Below are 24,070 nucleotides of genomic sequence, written 5' to 3' on the forward strand. Positions count from 1 at the left end.
TGACTAAATCGGTCGCCTCAGAATCGATGAGGTATCGCCGCATTGAAAGTCCATAAGGGCGAACTGGCAATATGAAAAGCTATCTCACCCTGAACACCGGCCCCCTTGGCACGATGGGCAGGTGCCCGCCGGCCGGGATCAGCAGGGCGTGGTCGCGGCGGATGGACATCGTGTCGCAGTATCCGTCGGTGATGACCAGCAGCGGGGCGTCCCTGGGGAAATCCTCGGCATCCTCCAGCAGGTCGATGCCGGGTTGCAGCACGGTGCCGCCGCGTCCGCGCACCGTCAGGCGGCCGACGATCTCCAGCACGTCGACATAGCACTGGTCGTAGGTGGCTGCGTCGCAGAACACCACCCGGACATGGCGGACATCCTTGGCCGTGGCATAGCTGGCGATGGCGCCCAGCGCCTTGCCCAGCAGGACCCGGTCCATCGATCCTGAACTGTCGAGCAGGACGCCGAAGGTGCGGTCCTCCACCGTGCCGAAGGCCGGGCGCCGGCTGGGACGCGGGATGTCCGGTGTGCCGGCCTGCCGGCGGCTGGGCCGGGCGAAGCTGAAACGCTCGTCGAGCCAGCGGGCAAGCTCCACGTTCCACTCCAACGGGGGATGGGCGGAGAGCCAGGGGACGGATCCGGAGATGGTGCGGACATGGAGGTTCCGAATGCCGTAGAAGTATTTCTTCAGGCGGACCCGGTCCTGGCCGTCGATGTGACGTCTCAGGTTGCCGGCGGCCAGGCTCCGGTCATGGTGTGTCGCCGCCGTCCGGTGGGCGACCCGGCCGGCGAACGCCTGTACCATCCGCACCGGCTCCTCGTCGGCACGGTACCGGATGGGTGAGGCCAACCATTCGAACAGGACCGGATTCGCCTTGCCCAGCAGGGTGAGCGCCTTGGCGATGTCCCAGCCGTTGATGTCGAGATCGTCCTCGATGGGCAGTTCGATGACGTCCCGTTCCCTGGTCAGGGTCAGATAGCGGTCGAGCGGCCGGATATACAGAAAACGCACCTTAACCAGACAGACTCTAGGGCCGGTGAAGCGTCTTGATCTCCAGAAAATCCTCCAGACCGAACCGGCCGCCCTCGCGTCCATTGCCCGATTGCTTGTAGCCGCCGAACGGGCTGCCGTAGCGGTGCGGCGCCCCGTTGATATGCACCATGCCGGCGCGCAGCCGGCTTGCCACCCGTTCCGCACGGGCCGGATCGCCGGTCTGGATGTAGGCGGCAAGGCCGTACTCGGTGTCGTTGGCGATCTCGATAGCCTCCTCCTCGCCGTCGAATGGGATGATCGCCAGCACCGGTCCGAACACCTCCTCGCGGGCGATGCGCATGGTGTTGTCCACGTCCGCGAAGATCGTCGGCCTGACGAAATAGCCGGTCTCGAAGCCCTCCGGCTTTCCAGCACCGCCAACGAGCAGCCGGGCCCCTTCGGCGATCCCCGCCTCGATCAGTGCCTGAACCCGGCCATATTGGACGTCGCTGACCAGCGGCCCGACATGCGGACCTTCCTCGGCGGGATTGCCGACCTTGACCTCTTCCCCGACGCGTCTGGCGATCTCGACAGCCCGGTCATAGACCGACCTCTGCACCAGAAGACGCGTCGGCGCGTCACAGGACTGGCCGGAATTGTTGAAGCATTCGAGAACGCTGCCGGCGACGCGGTCTTCGAGGTCGGCATCCTCGAACAGGATGTTCGGCGACTTGCCGCCGAGTTCGAGCGTCACGCGCTTGACGGTGTCGGCGGCGTCCTTGCTGACGGCGATGCCGGCGCGGGTCGATCCGGTGAAGGACATCATGTCGACATCCCGATGCCTCGACAGCGCCGCGCCCGTGTCGGGACCGTCACCGTTGACGAGGTTGAAGACGCCGGCGGGAAAGCCGGCTTCCTCGATCATCTCCGCATACAGCATGGCGTTGAGCGGCGTCAGCTCGCTCGGCTTCAGCACGCAGGTGCAACCGGTCGCCAGCGCCGCGCCGACCTTCAGGACGATCTGGTTGATCGGCCAGTTCCAGGGCGTGATCAGCCCGCAGACACCCACCGGTTCGCGCAGGACGACATCGCCGTTCGGCAGCACCTCGCGCATCGACAGCCGTTTCAAGGCATCGATGTAGCCCTGGAGATGGCCGACGCCGACATCGGCCTGCTGCTCCCGGCTCATGCTGATCGGCGCGCCGAGTTCGAGCGTGATCGTCTGCGCCATCTCCTCGTACCGGCGCTTGTAGATCGACAGCAAAGCCTCCAGCAGCGCCAGACGCTCCTCGACGCTGGTGCGGCTGTAGGGGACGAAGGCCGTCTTCGCCGCGGCGACGGCGCGGTCGATGTCGGCGGCTGTCCCCATCGAGATCACGGCAATCGGCTGCTCGGTCGCCGGGTTCAGAACCTGCCGGTCGTTCATCGCAAGCGGGGCGACCCATTCGCCATTGATGTAGAATTTCCGCCGGTCGATCATTGCTCTCCCTCCCGTTGAAGATGTTTCTGTTTGTCATTCAGCCAGCCGGTGATCAGTTCGCGAAAGCGCTCGCCGCCGAAGCTGGGAAAATGTCCGCCATGCACCACCCGCACGGGGAGCTTCAGCAGCCGCTCCATCGACGCCAGATAGTCCTCGGCATTCGAATGATAGGTGTCCTCGATCAGCGGCCCGTCATAGAGGATGTCGCCCGAGAACAGGGTCGCCGTCCTTTCCTCCCAGATCGCGATGCCGCCGGGGGAATGGCCGGGCGTATGGATGATCTCGAAGCTGCGGTCGCCCAGGTCGATCCTGTCGCCGTCCTGGAGGATGCGGGTCGCCGGCGCCTTCTTCACCGCATAGCAGGTCGAGCAATAGGGTTCGGGCGGCAGCCTGTCGAAGATGCCGTCGCTGACATAGGGGGCGGCGAGCGTGTTGGCGCGCGTCGGACCGGCCATGATTTCGGCTTCGGCGGCGTGCACCGCGCGGCAGTCGAATTCGTGATGGCAGCCGATATGGTCGAAATGGGTGTGGCTGGCCACCGCGATCACGGCGCGTTCGGTGACAAGGGGCACCCAGTCCCGCAGCGAGACGACGCCCATGCCGCTGTCGACGAGCATGTCGCGGTCCCGGCCGCGCACATGCCAGATGTTGCAGCGGTAGAATTCCTGGATGAAGGGCTCGGAAATCGCCGTGATGCCGTCATCGAGACGGCGCAGCGCATACCAGTCTTCGGCGCGGGCACGCTCCATCGGATCAGGCCCTCCCGGCCGGGGTGGGCAGGGCGACGACATCCTCGGCATTGACCGCGAGCACAATGTCCTGGCCGTCCGCGACCATCGCCGACGGCGGCATATGCGCCATGATGGTCAGGTCCCCGGCCGGATCCCCGGCCGCGGCGGGCTTCAGATGACAGCGATAATGGGTGCCGAAGAAGGCGGCATCGGCGATGCGTGCCTGCCCGAGCGGCGTGAGCGGACGGACGGCCTCGCCGGCGCGGCGGAAATGTTCGGGCCGGATGCAGAGCGTCACCTGTTGTCCCGGGTCGGGTTCCGCGGCGGTGAAGTTGCGCCGGGGAAGCACAAGGTCACCGATCGCGGTCACGACCTTGGCCGTCGCCGCATCCAGCGCTTCGACCACGCCGGGAAGGAAGTTCGTCTCGCCCAGGAAGCCGGCGGAGAACAGGGAGCGCGGGCGCATGTAGATCTCGGCCGGCGGGCCGAAATCCTCGACACGCCCCCGATTCATCACCGCGATGCGGTCGGCGATCGCCATCGCCTCCTCCTGATCGTGGGTGACATGCACGAAGGTGGTGCCGACCCGCTTCTGGATCGCCTTCAACTCATCCTGCATCTGGCGGCGAAGCTGCAGGTCGAGCGCGCCGAGCGGCTCGTCGAGCAGCAGCACGTCGGGATCGACCGCCAGGGCGCGGGCCAGCGCCACCCGCTGGCGCTGGCCGCCGGACAGCTCATGCGGCTTCTTCTCGGCCGACTCCTTGAGGCCGACGAGATCGAGCAGCGCCTTCGCCCGCTCGTCGCGCGCGGCCCTGGCGACACCGCGCATCCTGAGACCGAAGCCGACATTGTCCTTCAGCCGCATGTGCGGAAACAGCGCGTAGTCCTGGAACATCGTCGTCGTCGGCCGCTTGGCCGGCGCGACATGGGTCATATCCTTGCCACCGATCATGACGCGGCCCGAGGTCGGCGAGAGAAAGCCGCCGAGGATGCTCAGAAGCGTGGTCTTGCCGCAGCCGGACGGCCCGAGCAGCACGATGAACTCGCCGGCTGCGATGTCGAGGCAGACATTGTCGAGCGCGGTGAAGCCGACAAAGGTCTTCGTGGCATTGATGATTGAAACCGGCGCGGTCATGATTTCCTGGTCCTTCTGAACAGCCACAGCTCCAGCACCATCAGCACGCTGACCGACACCAGAAAGACCAGCGATCCGATGGCATTGGTCTTCGGGTTGAGACCGGAGCGCAGCAGGCTCCAGATCTCGACCGGCAAGGTCACGTCGAAGCGCGACAGAAGGAACGCGATGATGAACTCGTCCCAGCTGAAGGTCACCGACAGGAAGAATGCCGCCAGCAGCGAGGGCAGCAGCATCGGCGCCGTCACCAGCAGCATGACCTTGACCTCGCCGGCACCGAGATCGCGGGCGGCGCGCTCGATGTTGACGTGGTGCGCGCCCATCGACGAGTAGATGAGGGCGAAGCAGAGCGGCAGGTTGATCACCACATGGCCGATGCCGACCGTCCACAGCGACAGCCCGACGCCGAGCGCGTTGAGCACGGTCAGAAGCCCGAGCGCGATGATCAGGTAGCTGACGGTCATCGGCGCGATCAGCAGCCCGCGCTGTAATGCCGAGCCGGGCAGCCGGTAGCGGGCGAGCGCATAGGCGGCGAGAAAGCCGAAGAGACAGGCGACGAGGGACGAGACCGTCGCCACCAGGAAGGAATGCAGCAGCGCGGCCATCAGCTTGCCGTCGGCGAACACCGCTTCGTACCAGCGCAGCGAGAAGCCGTTGAACGGTGGCACCGGCAGACGTCCGTCCTGGAAGGAGAACAGCACCAGCACGACGACCGGCAGGAAGATGAAGCCGAAGAGCAGGGCGGCGTAGAGCCAGGATGCCAGGGCGGCGAGAAGCTTGCGCGTCATCAGGCCCTCTCGATCTTCAGCCAGCGCGCGCAGGCGATGTAGGCGGCGGTGATCACCAGCATCAGGATGATGGACAGGGCCGCGGCCATCGGGAAATCGGCGCGGCGGCCGAGTTGCAGCATGATGATCTGCGGCAGGACCAGCTCGTTGTTGCCGCCGAGGATCTGCGGCGTGACATAGTCGCCGATGCAGAGCACGAAGGTCAGGAACGCGCCGGTCATGATGCCCGGCAAGGTCAGCGGCAGGATCACATGCCAGAAGGTCTGGAGCCCGTTGGCGCCCAGATCGGCAGCCGCCCGCCGGTAGTTCGGCGACAGTTGCACGAGGTTGGCATAGATCGTCAGCGTCAGCAGCATGACGAAGAAATGCACGAAGCCGATGACGGTCGCGGTCCGGTTGCTCGCCAGCTCCAGCGGCTGGCCGATCAACCCGATCTGCATCAGGGTCTGGTTGATGACGCCGGTCTTCGACAGAACCAGCAGCCAGGAATAGGACCGCACCACATAGGAGGTCCAGAAAGGCAGCACGGCCAGCGTCAGCGCCAGTCGCTGGAACCGCCGCGGCACCCGTTCGGCGATGATCCAGGCGAGCGGATAGGCGAGCAGCACCGACAGGACGGTCACGATCGCCGTGATCTCCAGCGAGTTGACCAACCCCTTGAACAGGGCGCTCTTTTCGAAGAAGGCGAGGTAATTCGCCAGCGTCCAGCTCTGGACGATCATGCCGCCCTGCTGTGTCCACAGGCTCATCGCGACCATGAACAGAAAGGGCGTGACGAAGAAGGCGAGCGTCCACACAAGCGCCGGGACGACGAACGCCCAGGCCTTGCGCTGTTCCTTATCTTTCAGGGATCGAGCCGTCATCGGCGCTAGCTCCGTGCCGTCGGCCTCCGGTCCCGCCCGCCGGCTGGCGGGGAGAATGGGATCGGAGCGCCGCCATCGTCGTCCAGACGCAACCCTCGCGTCACCGGAGGCTACTTCTGCAGCATCTCGGTCCAGGCATCCTGCATCTTGGCGTCCAGTTCCGGCGTGGGGATCGGATAGAGCTGCGTCTTCTTCAGATAGTCCGCCTGCTCGTTCCAGCGCAGCGCGGTCTTCTGCGTCTCCGTCAGCAGCGCGCCGGCCTTCTGGTTGGCGGGCATGGCCCAATAGCAGGCGGACGTCGCCAGACGCGCCTGCCCCTCGGGGCTGACGATATATTGCACGAACTTCAGTGCCAGTTCCTTGCGGGTCGAGTCCTTCATGACGCCGATCGACTGCGCCCAGCGGACGGCGCCCTGATCGGGAATGACCCAGTCGAGATTGGGCTTGTCCTTGACGAGGCCGGCCGTCAGCCATTCGCCGCCGCCGAAGACGATGTCGACCTCGCCGGTGGCGAGCGCCGTCTGCGACGACACCACGTCGCTCACCTGCTTGGCGTTCTTCTTGAGATCGAACAGCTTGGACCGGATCGCCGGCAGATCGGCCTCCTTCAGGTCCGCGGTCGCCTTGCCGAGCGCGATGCCGGTCAGCCCGATCATCGGCAGATAATAGTCGTAGACGGCGATCCGCCCCTTGTACGTGTCCGACCAGAGCTTCGACATGTCACGCATGTCGGCGGGATCGACCTTGGCCTTGTCGTAGGAGACCGTGTTGTAGCCGAATTTCTCGGTGACCGCGTAGGTCTTGCCGTTGCGCGTGTTGTTGGCCTCCATGCGCACTTCCGGGAAGATGTCGGCGGTCGGCAGCGTCCCCGCCGGGAGTTCGCCGAGGATGTTCTTGTCGACCGCCTGCTGCACGTCGACGCCGTCGATGACAAGAACATCCCAGTCGCCGGGGCGCGATTGGCTGATGATCGACAGCGCCGTGCCGGTGCCTTCGTATTCCTTCAGGTTGACCTTGACGTTGTTCGCCTTCTCGAACGGTTCGATCAGCGCCGGATCGGTGTGATCGCACCAGACGAGTGCATTCAGCGTGGTCTGCGCGGCGGCGGGCGCGGTCCCTATCATGGCGGACATGGCGCCCAACGACAGCACGGCAATCGAAGACAGAAGCCGGCGCGCCAACGCGCCTTCCAATGCAGGATTCATCGTTTCGCTCTCCGCTCGGCGGCGCTCCCGTTCGCGCCCTCACAAAAAGATTGAATGGATTCAGTTTTGCGTCAATATGAAATCTGAATGCGTTCAACATTTAAGGATTCGATATGGCGGGGCTCCGCGCGAGGCAGAAGGCGGACCGGAATCGGCGCATCCTGGAGGCGGCGACCACCCTGTTCCGCGACGCCGGTTATGACAGCACGCGCATCGAGGACATTGCCGAGAGAGTCGGGGTGTCGCCAGGAACCCTTTATAATTATTACGAAAACAAGGGAGACATCCTGGTCGCCGCGGTCTCCATGGAAGTTGAGGAGGTGCTGGAATCGGGCAAGGCCATCGTCGAGGCTCCGCCCACCTCGGCGCTCGACGCCCTGCAGTCGCTCATTAACCAATATTTCGACCACTCGCTCGTCTATTTCAGCAAGGCGATGTGGCGCACGGCGATGGCGATTTCGATCCAGCAACCGGAAAGCCCGTTCAGCCGCCGGTACACCGAACTCGACGTCAAGCTGTGCGATCAAGTTTCAACACTGATCCAGAAGCTGCAGAGGCACGGCGTGATCATCCCCGACATCGACGCCGTCGCCGTGGGCCAGATGGTTTTCAACAACCTCAACATGATGTTCATCGAATACGTCAAGGATGAAGCCATGACGCTGGAGATCCTGAAGGAGCGCGTCCTGCGTCAGAATCGGCCACTTGCCCGGTTGATCAGCCGCCCCATGGTGTGAACAGATCGGACTTCCGCGGGAGATTGTTCGAGCGCCGCGAGACAGGCATTCGCTTCGTGAATGTCGAGGCATTGCGGGGGTCTTATCTTTATGATGTTGCCGAACGGGCCCGACGAGGCGAGGAGGACGTTCAGCGACTTCATTCGTTCTCGCACCCAACGTGCGGCGAGTTTCGCCGGCTTTTGGGTGACACGGTCCTCCACGAGTTCGACCCTCGTAGAAAAGGCCGCGCCCGTGGATGTGGCCCACGAGTTCATGGCGCTGCATCATGTTTCTCAGCGACGTCTCCAAGCATGTGCCCACCCGTAGCGCGTTGTCCTGGAGAGCATCGCCTTGAAGAACGTCGAGCGTGGCGTTGGCGACCACGGCCGACACGGTATTTCCGCCGAAGGTGTTGAAGTATCCATTCCTCGGCTGGAACTCCAGAGTGATCTCCCGGTGCGTCACGACGGCCGCGATGGGGTGGCCATTGCCCATCGGCTTGCTCATCGTGACGATGTCGGGGCGAACGTTATAGGCTTGGAAGCCCCACATGTGGGTTCCCGACCGGGCGAACCTCATCTGCACCTCGTCGGCGATCGTCAGCGCGCCCAGGCGGTGGGCCTCGTCGTAGGCGAGGCGCATGTAATCCTGCGGCGGAACCAGTGCGCCATTGGCGTCGAAGATCGAATCCATCAGCAATGCCGCCATGGGTCGCCCTCTGGCGCGCAGGCGCCCGGCAGCCTCCGGGACATGAGCGGCGTAGCGGGCGCCGAGGTCGGAGTCTCCGGCGCGATAGAGGCCACGATAGACATTTGGCGGCGGCAGAGCCTCGACCCAGTCCGGCTTGTCCGCGATGTCATAGTCGAGCAGGGAAAGCGGGGCGAGAACGGAGGTGTTGCCGTGGTAGCTGTGCCCCATCACCGCGACGCCGCTTCTGCCGGTGACGAGCTGAGCCATCCTGACCGCAAGATCGTTGGCTTCCGAGCCCATGCAGACGAAGAACCAGGTATCCAGACCGTCCGGAAGCGTCGCCGACAGCCGTTCGCCCAGCCTCACGGTTTCCGGATGCAGATAGCGCGTGTTGGTGCTTATTTTTTCTTAAAATATCGCGGTGCCGCCTCATCAATTTTGGAATGCTTTTGATTCTGTTGAGCTTTTTAAATGAGGCGGGTGCCGGCCGTTCCGGCTCGACAAAAAATAACAATAGTAAATTGTATAATAAAAACTAAAATCACTATCTTTACAGTAGGAATAAAGAGTGATTAAGCTCTCCTCCTATGGTGAATGCGGGGCGCCGCACACGACCCCAAACCAAGCTCGAACGAGGAGAGATCAGGAATGGCGTTCCGTCCGTTGCACGACCGCGTCGTCGTCCGCCGTGTGGCGCAGGAGGAGAAGTCGAAGGGCGGGATCATCATCCCCGACACCGCCAAGGAGAAGCCGCAGGAGGCCGAGGTGATCGCGGTCGGCCCCGGCGTGCGTGACGACCAGGGCCGCATCCATCCGCTCGACGTGAAGGTCGGCGACCGGGTGGTCTTCGGCAAATGGTCGGGCACCGAGATCAAGGTGCAGGGCGAGGATCTGCTGGTCATCAAGGAATCCGACATTGTCGGCGTGGTCGAGGCCGTCTGAGGGGCCGCCTGAGGGGGCGCCTGAGCAAACCCGCCCGTTTCCGCTGGAACCCACCCAAAAAAGACCTCGATAAAAAGGACATCGCCATGGCCGCCAAGGACGTCAAATTCTCTGCCGATGCCCGCGACCGCATCCTGCGCGGCGTCGACACCCTCGCCAATGCCGTGAAGGTCACGCTGGGCCCGAAGGGCCGTAACGTCGTGATCGAGAAATCCTTCGGTGCCCCCCGCATCACCAAGGACGGCGTGTCGGTCGCCAAGGAGATCGAACTGGCCGACAAGTTCGAGAATCTCGGCGCGCAGCTGGTGCGCGAGGTGGCGTCGAAGACCGCCGATCTGGCCGGCGACGGCACCACCACCGCCACCGTGCTGGCCCAGGCCATCGTCCGGGAGGGTGCCAAGGCCGTCGCCGCCGGACTGAACCCGCTGGATCTCAAGCGCGGCATCGACCGCGCCGTCGCCGCGGTGATCGCCGACGTGAAGGCGCGGGCCAAGACCATCTCCACCAACGACGAGGTGGCGCAGGTCGGCACCATCTCCGCCAATGGCGAGCGCGCCATCGGCGCCATCATCGCCGAGGCGGTGGCCAAGGTCGGCAACGACGGCGTCATCACGGTGGAGGAGGCCAAGAGCCTGGAAACCGAACTGAACGTCGTCGAAGGGCTGCAGTTCGACCGCGGCTATCTCTCGCCTTACTTCGTCACCAATGCCGAGAAGCTGGTCGTCGATTTCGACAACCCCTACATCCTGATCCACGACAAGAAGCTGTCCAGCCTGCAGCCGCTGCTGCCGGTGCTGGAGGCGGTGGTGCAGTCCTCCCGTCCGCTGCTGATCATCGCCGAGGATGTCGAAGGCGAAGCGCTGGCGACCCTGGTGGTCAACAAGCTGCGCGGCGGGCTGAAGATCGCCGCGGTGAAGGCGCCCGGCTTCGGCGACCGCCGCAAGGCGATCCTGGAGGACATCGCCATCCTCACCAACGGGCAGGTGATCAGCGAGGATATCGGCATCAAGCTGGAGACCGTCTCGCTGGCCGATCTCGGCACCGCCAAGCGGGTGGTGATCGCCAAGGAGGAGACGACGGTGATCGACGGCGCCGGCGGTCGCGAGGCCATCGACGCCCGCATTGCCCAGATCCGCGCCCAGATCGAGGAAACCACCTCGGACTACGACCGCGAGAAGCTGCAGGAGCGGCTGGCCAAGCTGTCGGGCGGCGTCGCGGTGATCCGCGTCGGCGGTTCGACCGAGGTCGAGGTGAAGGAGCGCAAGGACCGTGTGGACGATGCCGTCCATGCCACCCGCGCCGCCATCGCCGAGGGCATCGTTCCGGGCGGCGGCGTCACCCTGCTCTATGCCACCCGCGCCATCGACGCGGTGGTCCCGGTCAACGACGACGAGCGCGTCGGCATCGACATCGTCCGCCGCGCGCTTCAGGCCCCCGTGCGCCAGATCGCCGAAAATGCCGGAGCCGACGGCTCGGTCATCGTCGGCAAGCTGCTGGAGGGGGGCGACACCGCCTTCGGCTACGACGCGCAGACCGGCGAGTTCACCGACCTGCTGAAGGCCGGCATCATCGATCCGGCCAAGGTCGTGCGCATCGCCCTGCAGGATGCGGCGTCGGTCGCCGGCCTGCTGATCACCACCGAGGCGCTGATCGTCGAGCGTCCGGAACCGAAGTCCCCGGCGGCACCGGCCGGGGCCGGCGGCGGTTACGATTTCTGATCGCGACCGTCCGGGTGCCGGCGGGCGCCGTGACCAATGTCCTTCCGGCGCAGCGCCCCGTCGGTATCCCGTCCTCCCGTGCCTGAAGCCGCCGCCCGTCAGCGGGTCCACGCCCCGGTTCCGGGCGGCGGCCTTTTTTGAATTCGTGCCCCGAGTGGAGACGACGCCATGTCCCAGCCTAAGCTTTCGCGACGTTCAGTGCTGTTCGACACCCTGGCTGGGGGCTTGGCGCTCGCCTGCATCACAATGTCCGGCGGACTGGCAAACGCGGCGGAGGCCGCTGGCGAGCCGCTGTGGTTCGGGGTCAGCGGGCCGCTGACCGGTCCCAGCGCGCAGTATGGCGCGCAATGGAAAAAGGGCTTCGATCTGGCGCTCGACCAGATCAACGCCGCCGGCGGGGTGAAGGGCCGTCCGCTACGCTATGTGTTCGAGGACAGCCAGAACGACCCGCGCCAGTCCATCGCCATCGCGCAGAAATTCGTCGCCGATCCCAAGATCCTGATCGAACTGGGCGACTTCTCCAGCCCGGCGTCGATGGCGGCTTCGCCGATCTACCAGCGGGCCGGGCTGGTGCAGTTCGGCTTCACCAACTCGCACCCCGACTTCACCAAGGGCGGCGACTTCATCTGGAGCAACTCCATCAGCCAGGCCGAGGAGCAGCCGAACGTCGCCGATTTCGCGGTGACGTCGCTGAAGCTGAAACGGCTGGCGGTGCTGCACCTGAACACCGACTGGGGCCGCACCAGCAAGGACATCTTCGTCAAGGCGGCCAGGGAACGCGGGGCGGAGGTCGTCGCCACCGAGGGCTACCTGCCCGACGAGAAGGATTTCCGCTCCACCCTGGTGCGGGTGCGCGAGGCCAACCCCGATGGCATCGTCCTGATCTCCTACTATGCCGACGGGGCGGCGATCGCCCGGCAGCTCAAGCCGGTCGGCCTCAACCAGCCGGTGGTCGCGGTGGGGTCGGTCTATTCGCCCAAGTTTCTCGAACTGGGCGGCGAGGCGGTCAACGGCGTCCACACCCGCGCCAACTTCTTTCCAGCCGAACCTCGTCCGGAAGTGCAGGGCTTCGTCGCCGCCTACCGGGCGAAGTACCAGGAGGAGCCGGACGCTTTTTCCGCTTACGCCTATGACGCGGTGCTGGTGGCGCAGCGGGTGATCGAGGCCGGCGGCACCGACCGCACCGCGATCCGCGACGCCTTCCCCCGTGTGAAGGACATCCCCAGCGTCATCTTCGGCAAGGCGACCTTCGATCCCGAAACCCGCCGCGTGTCCGGCGTGCGCAACGTCAAGCTGGTGGTCAAGGACGGCGCCTTCGCCCTGTGGGACGGCAGCGTTCCCGCCGCCGCCAACTGATCCGAATTTCAGCGTCTGAAAGCGATTTCCATGCTCGATCTGATCCTCCGTTCCACCGCCCTGGTTGCCGGCACCCTGTCGCTGCTGACCGCGCTCGGCGTCGTCCAGCCGGCCTTCTCGCAGCCCGCCGATCCGGCGAAGGAACCGGTGGTGCTCGGCGTCAGCGGGCCGCTGACCGGCCAGTACGCGCAGTATGGCGCGCAGTGGCAGCGCGGCTTCGATCTGGCGCTGGAGCAGGTGAATGCCGGCGGCGGCATCCAGGGCCGGCCGCTGCGCGTCCAGTTCGAGGACAGCCAGAGCGATCCCAAGCAGACCGTCGCCATCGCCCGCAAATTCGTCGCCGACAGCCGCATCGTCGCCGAACTGGGCGACTTCACCAGTGCTGCATCGATGGCGGCCTCGCCGATCTACCAGAATGGCGGGCTGGTGCAGTTCGGCTTCACCAACTCGCACCCCGACTTCACCAGGGGCGGCGATTTCGTCTGGAGCAACGCGCTCAATCAGGCGGAGGAGATGCCGGTCCTGGCCGATTATGCGGTGACGGCGCTGGGGTTGAAGCGCGTCGCCCTGCTGTTCATCAACAACGACTGGGGCCGCACCAGCAAGGACCTGTTCGCCAAGGCGGCCAGGGAGCGCGGGGCGGAAGTTGTCGGCGCCGAGGGCTATCTGGCCGACGAGAAGGATTTCCGCTCCGCCCTGGTGCGGGTGCGGGACACCAGGCCGGACGGCATCGTCCTGGTCTCCTACTATGCCGACGGCGCCCAGATCACCCGCCAGCTGCGCGAGGCCGGATTGACCCAGCCGGTGGTCGCCGCCGGGTCGGTCTATTCGCCCAAGTTCCTGGAACTGGGCGGGGCGGCGGTCGAGGGCGTCCACACCACCACCCCCTTCTTCCCCGGCGACCCGCGGCCGGAGGTCCAGACCTTCGTCAAGGCCTACACCGGCAAATACGGTATCGAGCCGGATGCCTATTCCAGCCGCGCCTACGACGCGCTTCTGCTGCTGGCGACCGTGATCCGGCAGAGCGGCACCGACCGCACCGCCGTCCGCGACGGGCTCGCCACCGTCAAGGATGCGCCGAGCGTCGTCTATGGCACCGTCCGCTTCGATCCGCAGACCCGCCGCGTCGACAAGCCGCTGAGCACGCGGCTCGTCGTGAAGAACGGCGGATTTGCCTTGTGGGAGCCGGGTACGGCCAAGGTTTCGAACTGACGCCGGAAGGACCGATCATCGTGTTTCCAACCACTCTCGGCCCGTGGCTCGACTACACGATCAACGGGCTGGTCATCGGCAACATCTATGCGCTGCTGGCGGTCGGGCTGGCGCTGATCTTCGGCGTCTCGCACCTGATCAACTTTGCGCATGGCTCGGTCTACATGGTCGGCGCCTATATCGGCTGGCTGTGCGTGACGAAGCTCAATCTGCCGCTGCCGGTGACCTTCGTCACGGTGGCCGCCGGCTGCGGGCTGCTGGGGGCGGTGATCGAGCGGGTGGGCCTGCGCCCACTGCGCAACGCCCCGCGCATCGCCCCGCTGCTCGCCACCATCGGCCTGTCGGTGGTGCTCGACCAGTCGGCGCAGCTGCTGTTCAGCCCCGACCCGCGCGCGCTGCCGACCCAGCTGCCGACCTGGCGGATCGCCATCGGCGGCGGCAGCATCGGCGCGCTCGACCTGCTGATCGCCGGGGTGGGCATCGGCAGCGCTGGGCTGCTCTACGGCTTCCTGCGCTTCACCAAGCTGGGCTGGGCGGTGCGGGCGACGGCGCTCGACCGCGACGCGGCGCAGCAGTGCGGCGTCGACGTCGACAAGGTGAACCGGACGGTGTTCGCCATCGCCTCGGCGCTGGGCGGGGTCAGCGGCCTGCTGGTCGGCATGTATTACAACACCATCGATCCCAACATGGGCTTCCAGGCCGGGCTGAAGGGCATCGTCGCCCAGCTGATCGGCGGCGTCGGCAATGTGCCGGGCGCCATCGCCGGCAGCCTGCTGCTCGGCCTGATCGAGAGCTACGGCATCGCCCTGTTCGGCACCAGCTACCGCAACCTGTTCGCTTTCGTGGCGCTGATCCTGATCCTGGTGCTGCGGCCCAACGGCCTGTTCGCCCAGGCCCGCCGCCTGCCGCCGGAGCCGCTGACCGGCACCTTCATCGCCCCCAGCCGGCCGCTGGTCCTGCCGAAATGGGCCGTTTGGGGGTTGGCAGCATTGGCGCTCGCCCTGCCGTTGGCGGTGCAGCAGCCCTACCTGTTGCAGACGCTGGGCAATGCGTGGCTCTACGCCCTGCTGGCGCTCAGCCTGACGCTGGTCGCCGGCACGGTGGGGCAGGTGTCGCTCGGCCATGCCGGGCTGCTCGCCATCGGCGCCTATGCCTCCTCGCTGCTGGCGCTGGATGCCGGGGTGCCGGTGCTGCTGGCGGTGCCGCTGGCCGGGCTGGTGGCGGCGGCGCTGGGCACGGCGCTGGTCTATCCCGCCTTCCGGCTGCGCGGCCATTACGTCTCCATCGCCACCCTGGCGGTGGGCGAGATCGTGACGCTGGTCATCCTCAACTGGGAAAGCCTGACCCGCGGCCCGATCGGCGTCACCGGCATTCCGCCGCTGTCGGTTGCGGGCAAGCCGCTGGTCAGCGGCCAGTGGGTCTATTGGGTGCCGCTGGCCGTCCTGCTGGCCTTCGCGGCGCTGCAATCCCGCCTGCTGAACTCCCATCTCGGCCGCACGCTGCGGGCGATCCGCGAGGACGACGTGGCGGCGCGCTCCTATGGCGTCGACCTCAACCGCTACAAGGGGCTGGCCTTCGCGGTGGCGGGCTTCATCGCCGGGGTGGGCGGCGCGCTAATGGCGCATTTCTACTCCTACATCAACCACGAGACCTTTCCGGCGCCGGTGTCGATGCTGGCGCTGACCATGGTCATCCTCGGCGGGCTCGGCAATGTCGCCGGAGCGGTGCTGGGGGCGGCGGTGCTGGTCGGGCTGCCGGAGCTGTTCCGCGCAGCGGCCGAATACCGCATGCTGATCTACGGCGTCGTCCTGCTGCTGCTGATCCGCTTCCGCCCGCAGGGCCTTCTGGGAACGGTGTGAGGACGCCATGGCGAACGAACCGAAAAAACCCCTGCTTGAGATCACCGGCCTGACCCGCCGCTTCGGCGGGCTGACCGCGGTCAACGGCCTGTCCCTGACGGTGGGGGAGGGGGAACTGGTCAGCGTCATCGGCCCGAACGGCGCCGGCAAGACCACCCTGTTCAACCTGATTTCCGGCCTTGATGCGCCGGATGCCGGCACCGTCACCTTCGAGGAGCGCGACGTCACCGGCTTCACCGCCGAACGGCTGGCCTCTTTCGGACTGGCCCGCAGCTTCCAGCACGGCCGGGTGTTCGGCAACCTCAGCGTGCTCGACAACGTACTGGTCGGTGCCCACACCCGGTTGCGTGCGGTGAAGCCGCGGATTCCGGTGGTGGGTCCGCTGGTCGAGCTGGCGCTCGCCCTGATCCGGCCACCGTCGGTCCGGGCCGAGGAGGAGCGGCTGCGTGCCGAGGCCAAGGAGATCATCGCCCTGTTCGGTGAGCGGCTGACCCCGCGCCTGGACAAGCCGGCGCACAGCCTGTCCTACGCCAACCGCCGCCGGGTGGAGATCGCCCGCGCGCTGGCCCTGCATCCGCGCCTGCTGCTGCTGGACGAGCCGACCGCCGGCATGAACCCGACCGAGACGGCGGAAATGCTGGAGATCATCCGCAGCCTGAAGGCGCGTGGCCTGACCATCCTGCTGATCGAGCACAAGCTGGACCTCGTCATGCAGCTGTCCGACCGGGTGGTGGTGATGGACCATGGCGCCCGCATCGCCGAAGGGCTGCCGGCTGCCGTCGCCAGCGATCCGGCGGTGATCGAGGCCTATCTCGGCCATAAGGCGGTGGGGGCCGCCAATCAGGACAGCGCGAACCAGGACGGCGGGCGGGATGCGGAGGGCGACGCCTCCCGCATCCTGGTCGCGCATTGAGGGGGACCGGCGGAATGACCGACGCCTTGCTGCGGCTCGACCGCGTGAACAGCTTCTATGGCCCGGTGCAGGTCCATTTCGACCTGTCGCTGGAGGTGCCGCGCGGGCAGATCGTCTGTCTGCTGGGCGGCAACGCCAGCGGCAAATCCACCTCGATGAAAGTCATCCTGGGGCTGCTGAAGCCGCGCTCCGGCGAGGTGGTCTTCGACGGCCAGCCGCTGACCGGCCTGACCACGCCGCAGATCGTCCGGCGCGGCATCGGCTCGGTCCCGGAATCCCGCCGCCTGTTCGGCACCATGACGGTGCGCGAGAATGTGCTGATGGGCGCCTACACCCGTAGTGACGCGCACGCGGTGGCGGAGGATTACGAGCGCATCCTCGACCTTTTCCCCAAGCTGCGCGAGCGCCATGCCCAGCAGGCCGGCACCCTGTCTGGCGGCGAGCAGCAGATGGTGGCGATGGCCCGCGCCCTGATGGGTCGGCCCCGCCTGATCGTGATGGACGAGCCGACGATGGGCCTTTCGCCGTTGCATGTCGACCGCGTGCTGGAGATGATCCAGACCATCAACCGGCAGGGCGTCAGTGTCTTCATGGTGGAACAGAACGCCAGCCTCGCCCTGCAGATCGCCCATCGCGGCTATGTGCTGCAGACCGGGCGCATCGTGCTGTCCGGTGCCGCCGCCGCCCTCGCCCGCGACCCGCAGATTCGCGACGCCTATCTGGGCGGTGCCCAGGCCGCCTGACGCCGCATTTCCGATAGGACCCCATTCCGATGACCAAGGACAGTTCCACCGTGCCTTCCACCGTTGCAGACCCCAGTCCCCGTTCCCTGGCGGAGCTGGAGTCCCGGCTTGCCCGCGATCTCGACATTCTCGCCCTGCCGCCGGCCGACTGGGTGCCGCCGCGCGACGGCGTGCTGGACGTCGCCATCGTCGGCGCTGGCATGGCCGGGCTGACCGCCGCCTTCGCCCTGCGCAAGGTTGGCATCGCCAACATCCGGCTGTTCGACCGGGCACCCGCCGGGCGCGAGGGGCCGTGGGCGACCTATGCCCGCATGGAGACGCTGCGCTCGCCCAAGAGCTTGACCGGGCCGGCGCTGGGCTTCGCCAACCTGACCTTCCGCGCCTGGTACGAGGCACAGTTCGGCCTTGCCGCTTGGGAGGTTCTGCACCGCATCCCACGCCTGCAATGGCTCGATTACCTGAACTGGTACCGGCGCGTCACCAACCCACCGGTGCAGAACGACACCGCGCTGACCGCCATTTCCGGCGATGCCGATGGCGTGTCCCTCGACCTCGACGGGCCGGAGGGGGTGCAGCGGGTGCGGGCGCGCCGGGTGATCCTGGCCAACGGGCGCGACGGTCTGGGCGGCCCCTTCGTCCCGCCATTCTGGAAGGCGGTGGACAAACGGTTCTGGAGCCATGCCCACGAGGCCATCGACTTCGCCGCCCTGAAGGACAGGACGGTGGCGGTGCTCGGTGCCGGCGCTGGCGCGGTGGACAATGCGGCGGAAGCGCTGGAGCGTGGCGCCGCCAAAGTCTACATGCTGGTCCGCCGGGCGGAGCTGCCGCGCATCAACAAAGGGCTGGGCGCCGGCCATCCCGGCATTGTGCTGGGCTTCCACACCCTGTCGGACGAGCGGCGCTGGGCCTACAACCAGTATATCGCCGACACCGGCGTGCCGGCGCCGCACAATTCCATGCTGCGCTGTTCCCGCCATTCCAACTTCGCCCTGCTGACCCGCTGCCCGATCGAGGCTGCGCAGGAGGAGGGGGACCGTCTGGCGCTGCGCACCGGCAGAGGCGCGGTCACGGTCGACCATGTCATCCTCGCCACCGGCTTTTCCGTCGACTGGGCGCAGCGGCCGGAACTGGCGGAGATCGCCCGCCATACCCTGTTGTGGCGCGACCGCTATGTCCTGCCCGGCCATGAGAACAGTGAGTTCGCCCTGCATCCCTATCTGGGGCCGGATTTCGAGTTTCTGGAGCGCCGCCCCGGCGAGGCGCCCTGGCTGAACCGCATCCATGCCTTCAACTACGCCGCGGTGCTGAGCCACGGCAAGGTGACGGGCGACATCCCCGGCATCAGCGCCGGGGCGGAGCGTCTGGCCGACAGCATCACCGCGGCGCTGTTCACCGAGGATTACGACCACCACTGGCAGCGGCTGATCGGGTTCGAGACGCCGGAACTGCTGGGCGACGAATGGACCGAAGCGGAGGACTTCCGATGAGCGCCACCACCATCGATGCCGGCGGCAGGATCGCCCAGGCCGTCCCTGACCGGATCGTCCCCGACCTGATCGACCAGCTGGCCGGCCTGTCCGATGCCTCTCCGCTGCTGGTGCTGCGTGCCCGCCGGGCGGAAATCCGCACCCGCACCCAGGCTGCGCACGACGCCCTGCTGGCGCCGCGGCGGCCCGGTCTGTTTCCCGCCTCCGAGCGTGCCGCTGTGGCGGAACGCATTGCCACGCTGGCTGGGGATGAGGCGCTTGCCGCCCATTACCGCGGGCTTGCCGGTGGCGCCGGTGCCCGCCCGGCCCTGATCGCCCATGCGGAGCGTGTCACCCTCTCCCCGCGCGATTCCCGGCCGCAGCATCTGCGTGCGTTGGAGGATGCGGGGCTGGACGCCCATGGCATTGTCGCGCTGTCGCAGCTGATCGCGCTGGTGAACTATCAAGTCCGGCTGCTGGCCGGACTGCACGCGTTGAAGGCGGGCAGTGCAGCCTCACGGCAAGGCGATCCGCCGTCCGGCCCTCCGGTCCCGGCCGATCCGGCGATCGGTTTCACCACCGACGTCCTGGACTGGAAGCCATGGCTCCCGCCCGTGGTGCTGGAGAATGCCAGCGAGGAACAACGCGTGGCGCTGGCGGTGACGCCGTCGAACACGGCGATCGGCGCCTATTCGCTGGTGCTGGCGCATGAACCCGAAGCGCTGCTCCATCGCACGCCGCTGTTCAACGGCATCATGTACGCCCCGCGCGGCCTGCCGCGGGCGGAGCGCGAACTGGTGACGGCCGTTGAGTCGGTGCTGAACGGCTGCGTCTATTGCGCTTCCGTCCACGCCCGCCGCTTTGTGGAGCTGACCGGCGGCAGGGAAGTGGTCGACGCTTTGTTCGTGGAAGGGATCGCCGGGCTGGGCGACCCGCGCCAGCAGGCGCTCTCCGTCGCCGCCGCCCGCCTGACGGCCACGCCCGCTTCCCTGGCGGCAGAAGACGTTGCGGAGCTTCGCCGAGCCGGATTGGAAGAGGGTGAAATTCTCGACCTGATCCTGGCGGTCGCCATCTTCTCCTGGGCCAACCGCCTTATGCTGAGCCTGGGGGAGCCTGTGCGCTGATCGGCTCCGTGTTGTCATACCAGTGGCGTTTGATCCTGACCTGTCAAAATCAAACGCGTCGACGCAGAAGCGCACCATACGCCGCCCAATTCGTGACGCGCCGTTTCGGCCGGTTGAAGCGCGACGGCGCCCATCACCTCCACGTCATCTGATCGACCCTGGTGAGATCCGCCCAATGAGACACACCATGACCAAGCCCTTTTCCATCAGGCGCCACTCCAGGCTCGGCGCCGCTCTGCTGCTGGCCGCCGGGGTCGCCATCCTGATGCCGGCTCCGGTGCTGGCGGAGGCGACGGAAGTCCGCTTCGCCCGCAATCTCGGTCTCGGTTACCTGCCGCTCTACGTCATGCAGGACAAGGGGTTGGTGGAAAAGCAGGCGCGCACCGCCGGGCTGGGAGAGGTCAAGGCCAGCTACACCCCGCTCGGCAACCCGACGACGATCACCGAGGCCACCCTGTCCGGCAACGCGGATTTCGGTGCGGCCGGGGTGCCCGCCTTCATCATCGCCTGGGATAAAACGAAGGGAAACGCCAACCTGCGCGGTCTTGCGGCACTGAACGCCCAGCCGGCCTATCTCAACACCAACCGGCCTGAGGTGAAGAGCCTGAAGGACTTCACCGAGAAGGACCGCATCGTCGTCCCGTCGGTCCGCGCCTCCTACCAGGCCATCGTGCTGCAGATCGCGGCGGAGCAGACCTTCGGTCCCGGCCAGCATGCAAGGCTCGACTCCCAGACCGTCTCGCTGGCCCATCCTGACGGCACCGCAGCCCTGCTGTCCGGCCGGACGGAGATCACCGCCCATTTCACCAGCCCTCCCTTCCAGGACCAGCAGCTGCGCGATCCCAAGATCCACAAGGTGCTGAGCAGTTACGACGTGCTGGGCGGCCCGGCCTCCTTCAGCGCGCTGTGGACCTCCACCGCCTTCCATGATGCGAACCCGAAGCTGACCAAGGCGGTGCTGGCGGCGTTGGAAGAGGCGGTGGCGCAAATCAAGGCCGACCCGCAGGAGGCCGCCCGCGCCTACATCCGCATCGAGAATTCCAAGCTGGGCGTGGAGGAGGTGGCGGCGATGATCGCGCATCCGGAGATCTCCTACGACCTTGCCCCGCGCGGCATCGGCACCTTCACCGACTTCATGGCGCGCATCGGCTCCATCCGCAACAGGCCGGCCGACTGGCGCGACCTGTTCTTCGCCGACATCCACGACCGCACCGGCAGCTGAGGTCCCGACATGTCCGACCCCGACTTCACCGTCCATCCGGTCTCGCCCACGCTGGGCGCCGAAATCCGCGACCTCGACCTGTCACAGCCGCTCAGCCCCGCCGCGGCGTCGGCGCTGGCCGACGCGCTGGACCGTCATCTGGTGCTGGTGTTCCGCGACCAGACCTTGTCCGATGCCGACCTTGTCCGCGTCTCCGGCCATTTCGGTCCACTCGACAAGGCACCGATCACCGAGAACGGACGGCTGCACGCGCCGGGCTGCGAGGAGGTCTACGTTATCTCCAACATCACGGAGAATGGCCGTCCCATCGGCGCTCTTGGGGCGGGGGAGTCGGTGTGGCATGCCGACATGACCTATCTGGAGACGCCGCCCTATGCGAGCAGCCTCTATGCACTCGAGGTGCCGGCCGAGGGTGGTGACACCGGCTTTCTCAGCATGTTCGCCGCCTATGACGCCCTGCCCGAACCGCTGAAACGGCGGGTGGAGGGGCTGTCGATCAAGCATGACAGCACCACCAACAGCGGCGGCTACCTGCGCCAGGGTTTCGCTCCGCCGACCGATGTCGCCACCTCGCCCGGCACCGTGCATCCGCTGGTCATCGCCCACCCGGTGACCGGGGCCAGGGCACTGCTGCTCGGCCGCCGGCCCCATGCCCACATCCCCGGCCTGTCGGTGACGGAGAGCGACGCCCTGCTCGACGAAATCTGGGCGGCGGCGGTGCGGCCGGAGCTTGCCTGGCACCACCACTGGCGGGTCGGCGATCTGGTGATGTGGGACAATCGCTGGACCATGCACCGCCGCGACCCTTTCCCCGACGACCAGCGCCGCCGCATGCACCGCACCCAGATCGCCGTGCCGGCCGACCGGCGCCCAGGCCGGCGCCCGGGCCGGCAGCAGGACCGGCAGCAGACGGAGGCGGCATGACCGTCATCGCCGCCCTGCGTCCGTTGGCGAAGGCGCCGGCAGCGGCCCTGGCCCGCGTGCGCTTCGTCCTGACCGACATGGACGACACGCTGACCCACGAGGGCCGCCTGTCCGCCCGTACCTATGACGCTATCGAGCGGCTGCGCGACGGCGGAATTCCGGTGCTGCCTGTCACCGCCGCCCCGGCGGGCTGGGCCGACCAGATGGCGCGCATGTGGCCGGTGGATGGGGTGATTGCCGAAAACGGCGGTCTTTTCCTGCGCCGCACCGACGATGACGACGTCGAGCGCCGCTTCTGGCACGGGAAGGAGGAGCGGACGGTGGCGGCCGGACGGCTGGAGCGCCTGCGCCAGACAATCCAAGCCGACCTTCCGCAGGTGGAACTGGCGAGCGACCAGCCGTTCCGCCTGTGCAGCCTCGCCTTCCGCGTCCCGTCCGATCCCGGATTGCGGACGGCGCTGGTCCGGCACTTCCAGGCCGCCGGGGCGGAGGTGACGGTCAATTCCTTGTGGGTGCTCGGCTGGTTCGGCGGCTACGACAAGCTCGGCATGGCGCGCCGGGTGATGCGCGATGTTCACGGCCTCGACATCGACGCGACACCGGATGCCGTCGCCTATGCCGGCGATTCGGTCAACGACGCCCCGATGTTCGCCCATTTCCCGACCTCCGTCGGCGTCAGCACGGTCATCGATTTCCTGTCCGACATCCCCCGGCCACCGGCCTGGATCACACGCGGCCCCGGCGGTGACGGCTTCGTCGAACTGGCCGACGCGCTGCTCGCGGCACGAGACCGTCGGGAGCCCTGATCGACCCTTTCCCTGGCCACGCCACCCTTGCCGGATGAGGCCTCACCGGAAACAGCGGCATCACCATGTAAAATATATTCGGGCCTTCCGATAATTTTACACCATTGACGCTCGCACTGAATCATGTTCCCCTAAATTCTAGTAGATTTATGGAGTTATAGGGGAGCATCACCATGCGACAGCCAGAACGCCCCAGCCGCCGTGCCGTCGCGGCGATCGCCGCGTCGGTGTTGGGGCTGCTGATGACGTCGGCCATCGCCACGCCGGCTGCTGCCGAGGGGCGGATCCGCATCGCGGAGCAATATGGTCTGGGGTATCTGCCTCTGCATGTGCTGCGCCACAACCAGCTGATCGAGAAGCACGGCAAGGCGCTGGGCCTCGACATTGCCGTCGACTGGGTCCAGCTGTCGGGCGGGGCGGCGATGAACGACGCACTGCTGTCCGGCAGCATCGATCTCGGCTCCGCCGGCGTCGGCCCGCTGCTGACCATCTGGGACCGCACCAAGGGCAACGCCAACGTCAAGGCGATCGCGTCGCTCAACGACATGCCGCTGTTCCTGACCACCGCCAATCCCAAGGTCAAGTCGCTGAAGGACTTCACCGATGCCGACAAGATTGCGCTGCCGGCGGTGAAGGTCGGCGTCCAGGCCCGCATCCTGCAAATGGCGGCGGAGAAGGAACTGGGTGCCGGCAAATACGACGCGCTCGACAAGCTGACGGTGTCGATGCCGCACCCGGACGCGACGGCAGCGCTGCTGTCAGGCAGTGGCGGCATCACCGCCCACCTCTCCAGCCCGCCCTTCCAGTACCAGCAGTTGGACGACCCGAAGATCCACAAGGTCGTCAGCTCCTACGACGTGCTGGGCGGTCCGCACAGCTTCAACCTGATCTGGAGCAAGCAGTCCTTCCGCGACGAGAACCCGAAGACCTACCGGGCCTTCCTCGACGCGCTCCGGGAAGCGATGGACTATATCAACGCCAACCACGATGGCGCGGCGGACGCCTATCTGGCACAGAACAAGGGCAGCCTGGACAAGGCCTATATCCTGCGCCTGCTGAACGACTCCGACATCCGCTTCACCGTCACCCCGAACCGGACGGAAGCCTTCGCCGACTTCATGCACAAGGTCGGCGCGATCAAGAACAAGCCGGCCTCCTGGAAGGATTACTTCTTCGACGACCTGCATGCCGGCGCCGGGAGCTGAGG

General features: G+C 66.6%; 21 protein-coding genes and 1 pseudogene. 14 read left to right on the forward strand and 8 right to left on the reverse strand.

Annotation, left to right across the window (positions count from 1 at the left end; translation table 11 throughout):
* Positions 1–79: 79 nt before the first annotated feature.
* The 7 genes from J2848_RS13585 to J2848_RS13615 form a co-directional block, all read right to left on the reverse strand.
* Complete coding sequence (locus J2848_RS13585) at positions 80–1,006, reverse strand: DNA polymerase beta superfamily protein (protein WP_246193866.1); 927 nt, start codon at positions 1,004–1,006, stop codon at positions 80–82.
* Between the two features lie 16 nt (positions 1,007–1,022).
* On the reverse strand, positions 1,023–2,447 hold the full coding sequence (locus J2848_RS13590) for an aldehyde dehydrogenase family protein (protein ID WP_149231514.1): 1,425 nt from the start codon (positions 2,445–2,447) through the stop codon (positions 1,023–1,025).
* Positions 2,444–3,196: an MBL fold metallo-hydrolase gene (locus J2848_RS13595; RefSeq protein WP_149231515.1), complete on the reverse strand. Its 753-nt coding sequence runs from the start codon at positions 3,194–3,196 to the stop codon at positions 2,444–2,446. The genes J2848_RS13590 and J2848_RS13595 overlap by 4 nt, the downstream gene beginning before the upstream one ends.
* A 4-nt stretch (positions 3,197–3,200) precedes the next feature.
* Positions 3,201–4,313, reverse strand: coding sequence for an ABC transporter ATP-binding protein (locus J2848_RS36135; RefSeq protein WP_149231516.1), 1,113 nt, complete (start codon positions 4,311–4,313; stop codon positions 3,201–3,203).
* The gene (locus tag J2848_RS13605; RefSeq protein ID WP_149231517.1) at positions 4,310–5,101 is read right to left on the reverse strand and encodes an ABC transporter permease; all 792 of its coding nucleotides are present in this window, start codon (positions 5,099–5,101) and stop codon (positions 4,310–4,312) included. The genes J2848_RS36135 and J2848_RS13605 overlap by 4 nt, the downstream gene beginning before the upstream one ends.
* Positions 5,101–5,964 carry an ABC transporter permease gene (locus J2848_RS13610; RefSeq protein ID WP_149231518.1) on the reverse strand — a complete coding sequence of 288 codons (864 nt, stop codon included), beginning with the start codon at positions 5,962–5,964 and terminating at the stop codon, positions 5,101–5,103. Before J2848_RS13610 ends, J2848_RS13605 begins: the two co-directional genes overlap by 1 nt.
* A gap of 110 nt (positions 5,965–6,074) precedes the next feature.
* On the reverse strand, positions 6,075–7,169 hold the full coding sequence (locus tag J2848_RS13615) for a polyamine ABC transporter substrate-binding protein (RefSeq protein ID WP_149231519.1): 1,095 nt from the start codon (positions 7,167–7,169) through the stop codon (positions 6,075–6,077).
* A 113-nt stretch (positions 7,170–7,282) separates the two neighbouring features.
* On the opposite strand from J2848_RS13615, the gene J2848_RS13620 reads away from it, so the two are divergent.
* Positions 7,283–7,906 carry a TetR/AcrR family transcriptional regulator gene (locus tag J2848_RS13620; protein ID WP_149231520.1) on the forward strand — a complete coding sequence of 208 codons (624 nt, stop codon included), beginning with the start codon at positions 7,283–7,285 and terminating at the stop codon, positions 7,904–7,906.
* A gap of 228 nt (positions 7,907–8,134) precedes the next feature.
* On the opposite strand, the pseudogene J2848_RS13625 reads toward J2848_RS13620, so the two are convergent.
* Positions 8,135–8,944, reverse strand: a pseudogene (locus J2848_RS13625) (aminotransferase class III-fold pyridoxal phosphate-dependent enzyme); the annotation flags it as partial.
* 282 nt (positions 8,945–9,226) lie between these two features.
* Between J2848_RS13625 and J2848_RS13630 the strand changes: the two are divergent.
* The 13 genes from J2848_RS13630 (at position 9,227) to J2848_RS13690 (ending at position 24,068) form a co-directional block, all read left to right on the forward strand.
* Positions 9,227–9,520 (forward strand): co-chaperone GroES, encoded by a 294-nt coding sequence (locus J2848_RS13630; RefSeq protein WP_149231522.1) that lies wholly within the window; start codon positions 9,227–9,229, stop codon positions 9,518–9,520.
* Positions 9,521–9,606: 86 nt separating this feature from the next.
* Entirely contained in the window at positions 9,607–11,238 is a 1,632-nt protein-coding gene (gene groL, locus J2848_RS13635; protein WP_149231523.1) for a chaperonin GroEL, read from the forward strand.
* 168 nt (positions 11,239–11,406) lie between these two features.
* The gene (locus J2848_RS13640; protein WP_149231524.1) at positions 11,407–12,594 is read left to right on the forward strand and encodes an ABC transporter substrate-binding protein; all 1,188 of its coding nucleotides are present in this window, start codon (positions 11,407–11,409) and stop codon (positions 12,592–12,594) included.
* 30 nt (positions 12,595–12,624) lie between these two features.
* On the forward strand, positions 12,625–13,806 hold the full coding sequence (locus tag J2848_RS13645; protein WP_149231525.1) for an ABC transporter substrate-binding protein: 1,182 nt from the start codon (positions 12,625–12,627) through the stop codon (positions 13,804–13,806).
* 20 nt (positions 13,807–13,826) lie between these two features.
* Positions 13,827–15,665, forward strand: a complete 1,839-nt coding sequence (locus J2848_RS13650; protein ID WP_149231526.1) for an ABC transporter permease — start codon at positions 13,827–13,829, stop codon at positions 15,663–15,665.
* A gap of 7 nt (positions 15,666–15,672) precedes the next feature.
* Positions 15,673–16,578, forward strand: coding sequence for an ABC transporter ATP-binding protein (locus J2848_RS13655; protein WP_149231527.1), 906 nt, complete (start codon positions 15,673–15,675; stop codon positions 16,576–16,578).
* 14 nt (positions 16,579–16,592) lie between these two features.
* The gene (locus tag J2848_RS13660; protein WP_149231528.1) at positions 16,593–17,321 is read left to right on the forward strand and encodes an ABC transporter ATP-binding protein; all 729 of its coding nucleotides are present in this window, start codon (positions 16,593–16,595) and stop codon (positions 17,319–17,321) included.
* Positions 17,322–17,350: 29 nt separating this feature from the next.
* Positions 17,351–18,808, forward strand: coding sequence for an NAD(P)-binding domain-containing protein (locus J2848_RS13665; RefSeq protein ID WP_149231529.1), 1,458 nt, complete (start codon positions 17,351–17,353; stop codon positions 18,806–18,808).
* Positions 18,805–19,911 carry a CMD domain-containing protein gene (locus J2848_RS13670; RefSeq protein WP_149231530.1) on the forward strand — a complete coding sequence of 369 codons (1,107 nt, stop codon included), beginning with the start codon at positions 18,805–18,807 and terminating at the stop codon, positions 19,909–19,911. Before J2848_RS13665 ends, J2848_RS13670 begins: the two co-directional genes overlap by 4 nt.
* A gap of 187 nt (positions 19,912–20,098) precedes the next feature.
* Positions 20,099–21,133, forward strand: coding sequence for an ABC transporter substrate-binding protein (locus tag J2848_RS13675; protein ID WP_246193867.1), 1,035 nt, complete (start codon positions 20,099–20,101; stop codon positions 21,131–21,133).
* 9 nt (positions 21,134–21,142) lie between these two features.
* Positions 21,143–22,057 (forward strand): TauD/TfdA dioxygenase family protein, encoded by a 915-nt coding sequence (locus J2848_RS13680; RefSeq protein WP_149231532.1) that lies wholly within the window; start codon positions 21,143–21,145, stop codon positions 22,055–22,057.
* Entirely contained in the window at positions 22,054–22,863 is an 810-nt protein-coding gene (locus tag J2848_RS13685) for an HAD family hydrolase (protein ID WP_149231533.1), read from the forward strand. The genes J2848_RS13680 and J2848_RS13685 overlap by 4 nt, the downstream gene beginning before the upstream one ends.
* A 173-nt stretch (positions 22,864–23,036) precedes the next feature.
* On the forward strand, positions 23,037–24,068 hold the full coding sequence (locus tag J2848_RS13690) for an ABC transporter substrate-binding protein (RefSeq protein ID WP_149231534.1): 1,032 nt from the start codon (positions 23,037–23,039) through the stop codon (positions 24,066–24,068).
* The last annotated feature ends 2 nt before the right edge of the window (positions 24,069–24,070 follow it).

Origin of the sequence: Azospirillum lipoferum (assembly GCF_024170005.1) — a bacterium.
GTDB classification, from domain to species: Bacteria; Pseudomonadota; Alphaproteobacteria; order Azospirillales; family Azospirillaceae; genus Azospirillum; species Azospirillum lipoferum.

Excerpts from the sequence above, each read along its gene's own strand:
- J2848_RS13680 (WP_149231532.1), top strand. The coding sequence starts at position 21,143 with ATGTCCGACCCCGACTTCACCGTCCATCCGGTCTCGCCCACGCTGGGC.
- J2848_RS13670 (WP_149231530.1), top strand. The coding sequence starts at position 18,805 with ATGAGCGCCACCACCATCGATGCCGGCGGCAGGATCGCCCAGGCCGTC.
- J2848_RS13655 (WP_149231527.1), top strand. The coding sequence starts at position 15,673 with ATGGCGAACGAACCGAAAAAACCCCTGCTTGAGATCACCGGCCTGACC.
- J2848_RS13675 (WP_246193867.1), top strand. The coding sequence starts at position 20,099 with ATGACCAAGCCCTTTTCCATCAGGCGCCACTCCAGGCTCGGCGCCGCT.
- J2848_RS13595 (WP_149231515.1), bottom strand. The coding sequence starts at position 3,196 with ATGGAGCGTGCCCGCGCCGAAGACTGGTATGCGCTGCGCCGTCTCGAT.
- J2848_RS13590 (WP_149231514.1), bottom strand. The coding sequence starts at position 2,447 with ATGATCGACCGGCGGAAATTCTACATCAATGGCGAATGGGTCGCCCCG.
- J2848_RS36135 (WP_149231516.1), bottom strand. The coding sequence starts at position 4,313 with ATGACCGCGCCGGTTTCAATCATCAATGCCACGAAGACCTTTGTCGGC.
- J2848_RS13645 (WP_149231525.1), top strand. The coding sequence starts at position 12,625 with ATGCTCGATCTGATCCTCCGTTCCACCGCCCTGGTTGCCGGCACCCTG.
- J2848_RS13660 (WP_149231528.1), top strand. The coding sequence starts at position 16,593 with ATGACCGACGCCTTGCTGCGGCTCGACCGCGTGAACAGCTTCTATGGC.
- J2848_RS13615 (WP_149231519.1), bottom strand. The coding sequence starts at position 7,169 with ATGAATCCTGCATTGGAAGGCGCGTTGGCGCGCCGGCTTCTGTCTTCG.
- J2848_RS13620 (WP_149231520.1), top strand. The coding sequence starts at position 7,283 with ATGGCGGGGCTCCGCGCGAGGCAGAAGGCGGACCGGAATCGGCGCATC.
- J2848_RS13610 (WP_149231518.1), bottom strand. The coding sequence starts at position 5,964 with ATGACGGCTCGATCCCTGAAAGATAAGGAACAGCGCAAGGCCTGGGCG.
- J2848_RS13665 (WP_149231529.1), top strand. The coding sequence starts at position 17,351 with ATGACCAAGGACAGTTCCACCGTGCCTTCCACCGTTGCAGACCCCAGT.
- groL (WP_149231523.1), top strand. The coding sequence starts at position 9,607 with ATGGCCGCCAAGGACGTCAAATTCTCTGCCGATGCCCGCGACCGCATC.
- J2848_RS13605 (WP_149231517.1), bottom strand. The coding sequence starts at position 5,101 with ATGACGCGCAAGCTTCTCGCCGCCCTGGCATCCTGGCTCTACGCCGCC.
- J2848_RS13690 (WP_149231534.1), top strand. The coding sequence starts at position 23,037 with ATGCGACAGCCAGAACGCCCCAGCCGCCGTGCCGTCGCGGCGATCGCC.
- J2848_RS13640 (WP_149231524.1), top strand. The coding sequence starts at position 11,407 with ATGTCCCAGCCTAAGCTTTCGCGACGTTCAGTGCTGTTCGACACCCTG.
- J2848_RS13630 (WP_149231522.1), top strand. The coding sequence starts at position 9,227 with ATGGCGTTCCGTCCGTTGCACGACCGCGTCGTCGTCCGCCGTGTGGCG.
- J2848_RS13685 (WP_149231533.1), top strand. The coding sequence starts at position 22,054 with ATGACCGTCATCGCCGCCCTGCGTCCGTTGGCGAAGGCGCCGGCAGCG.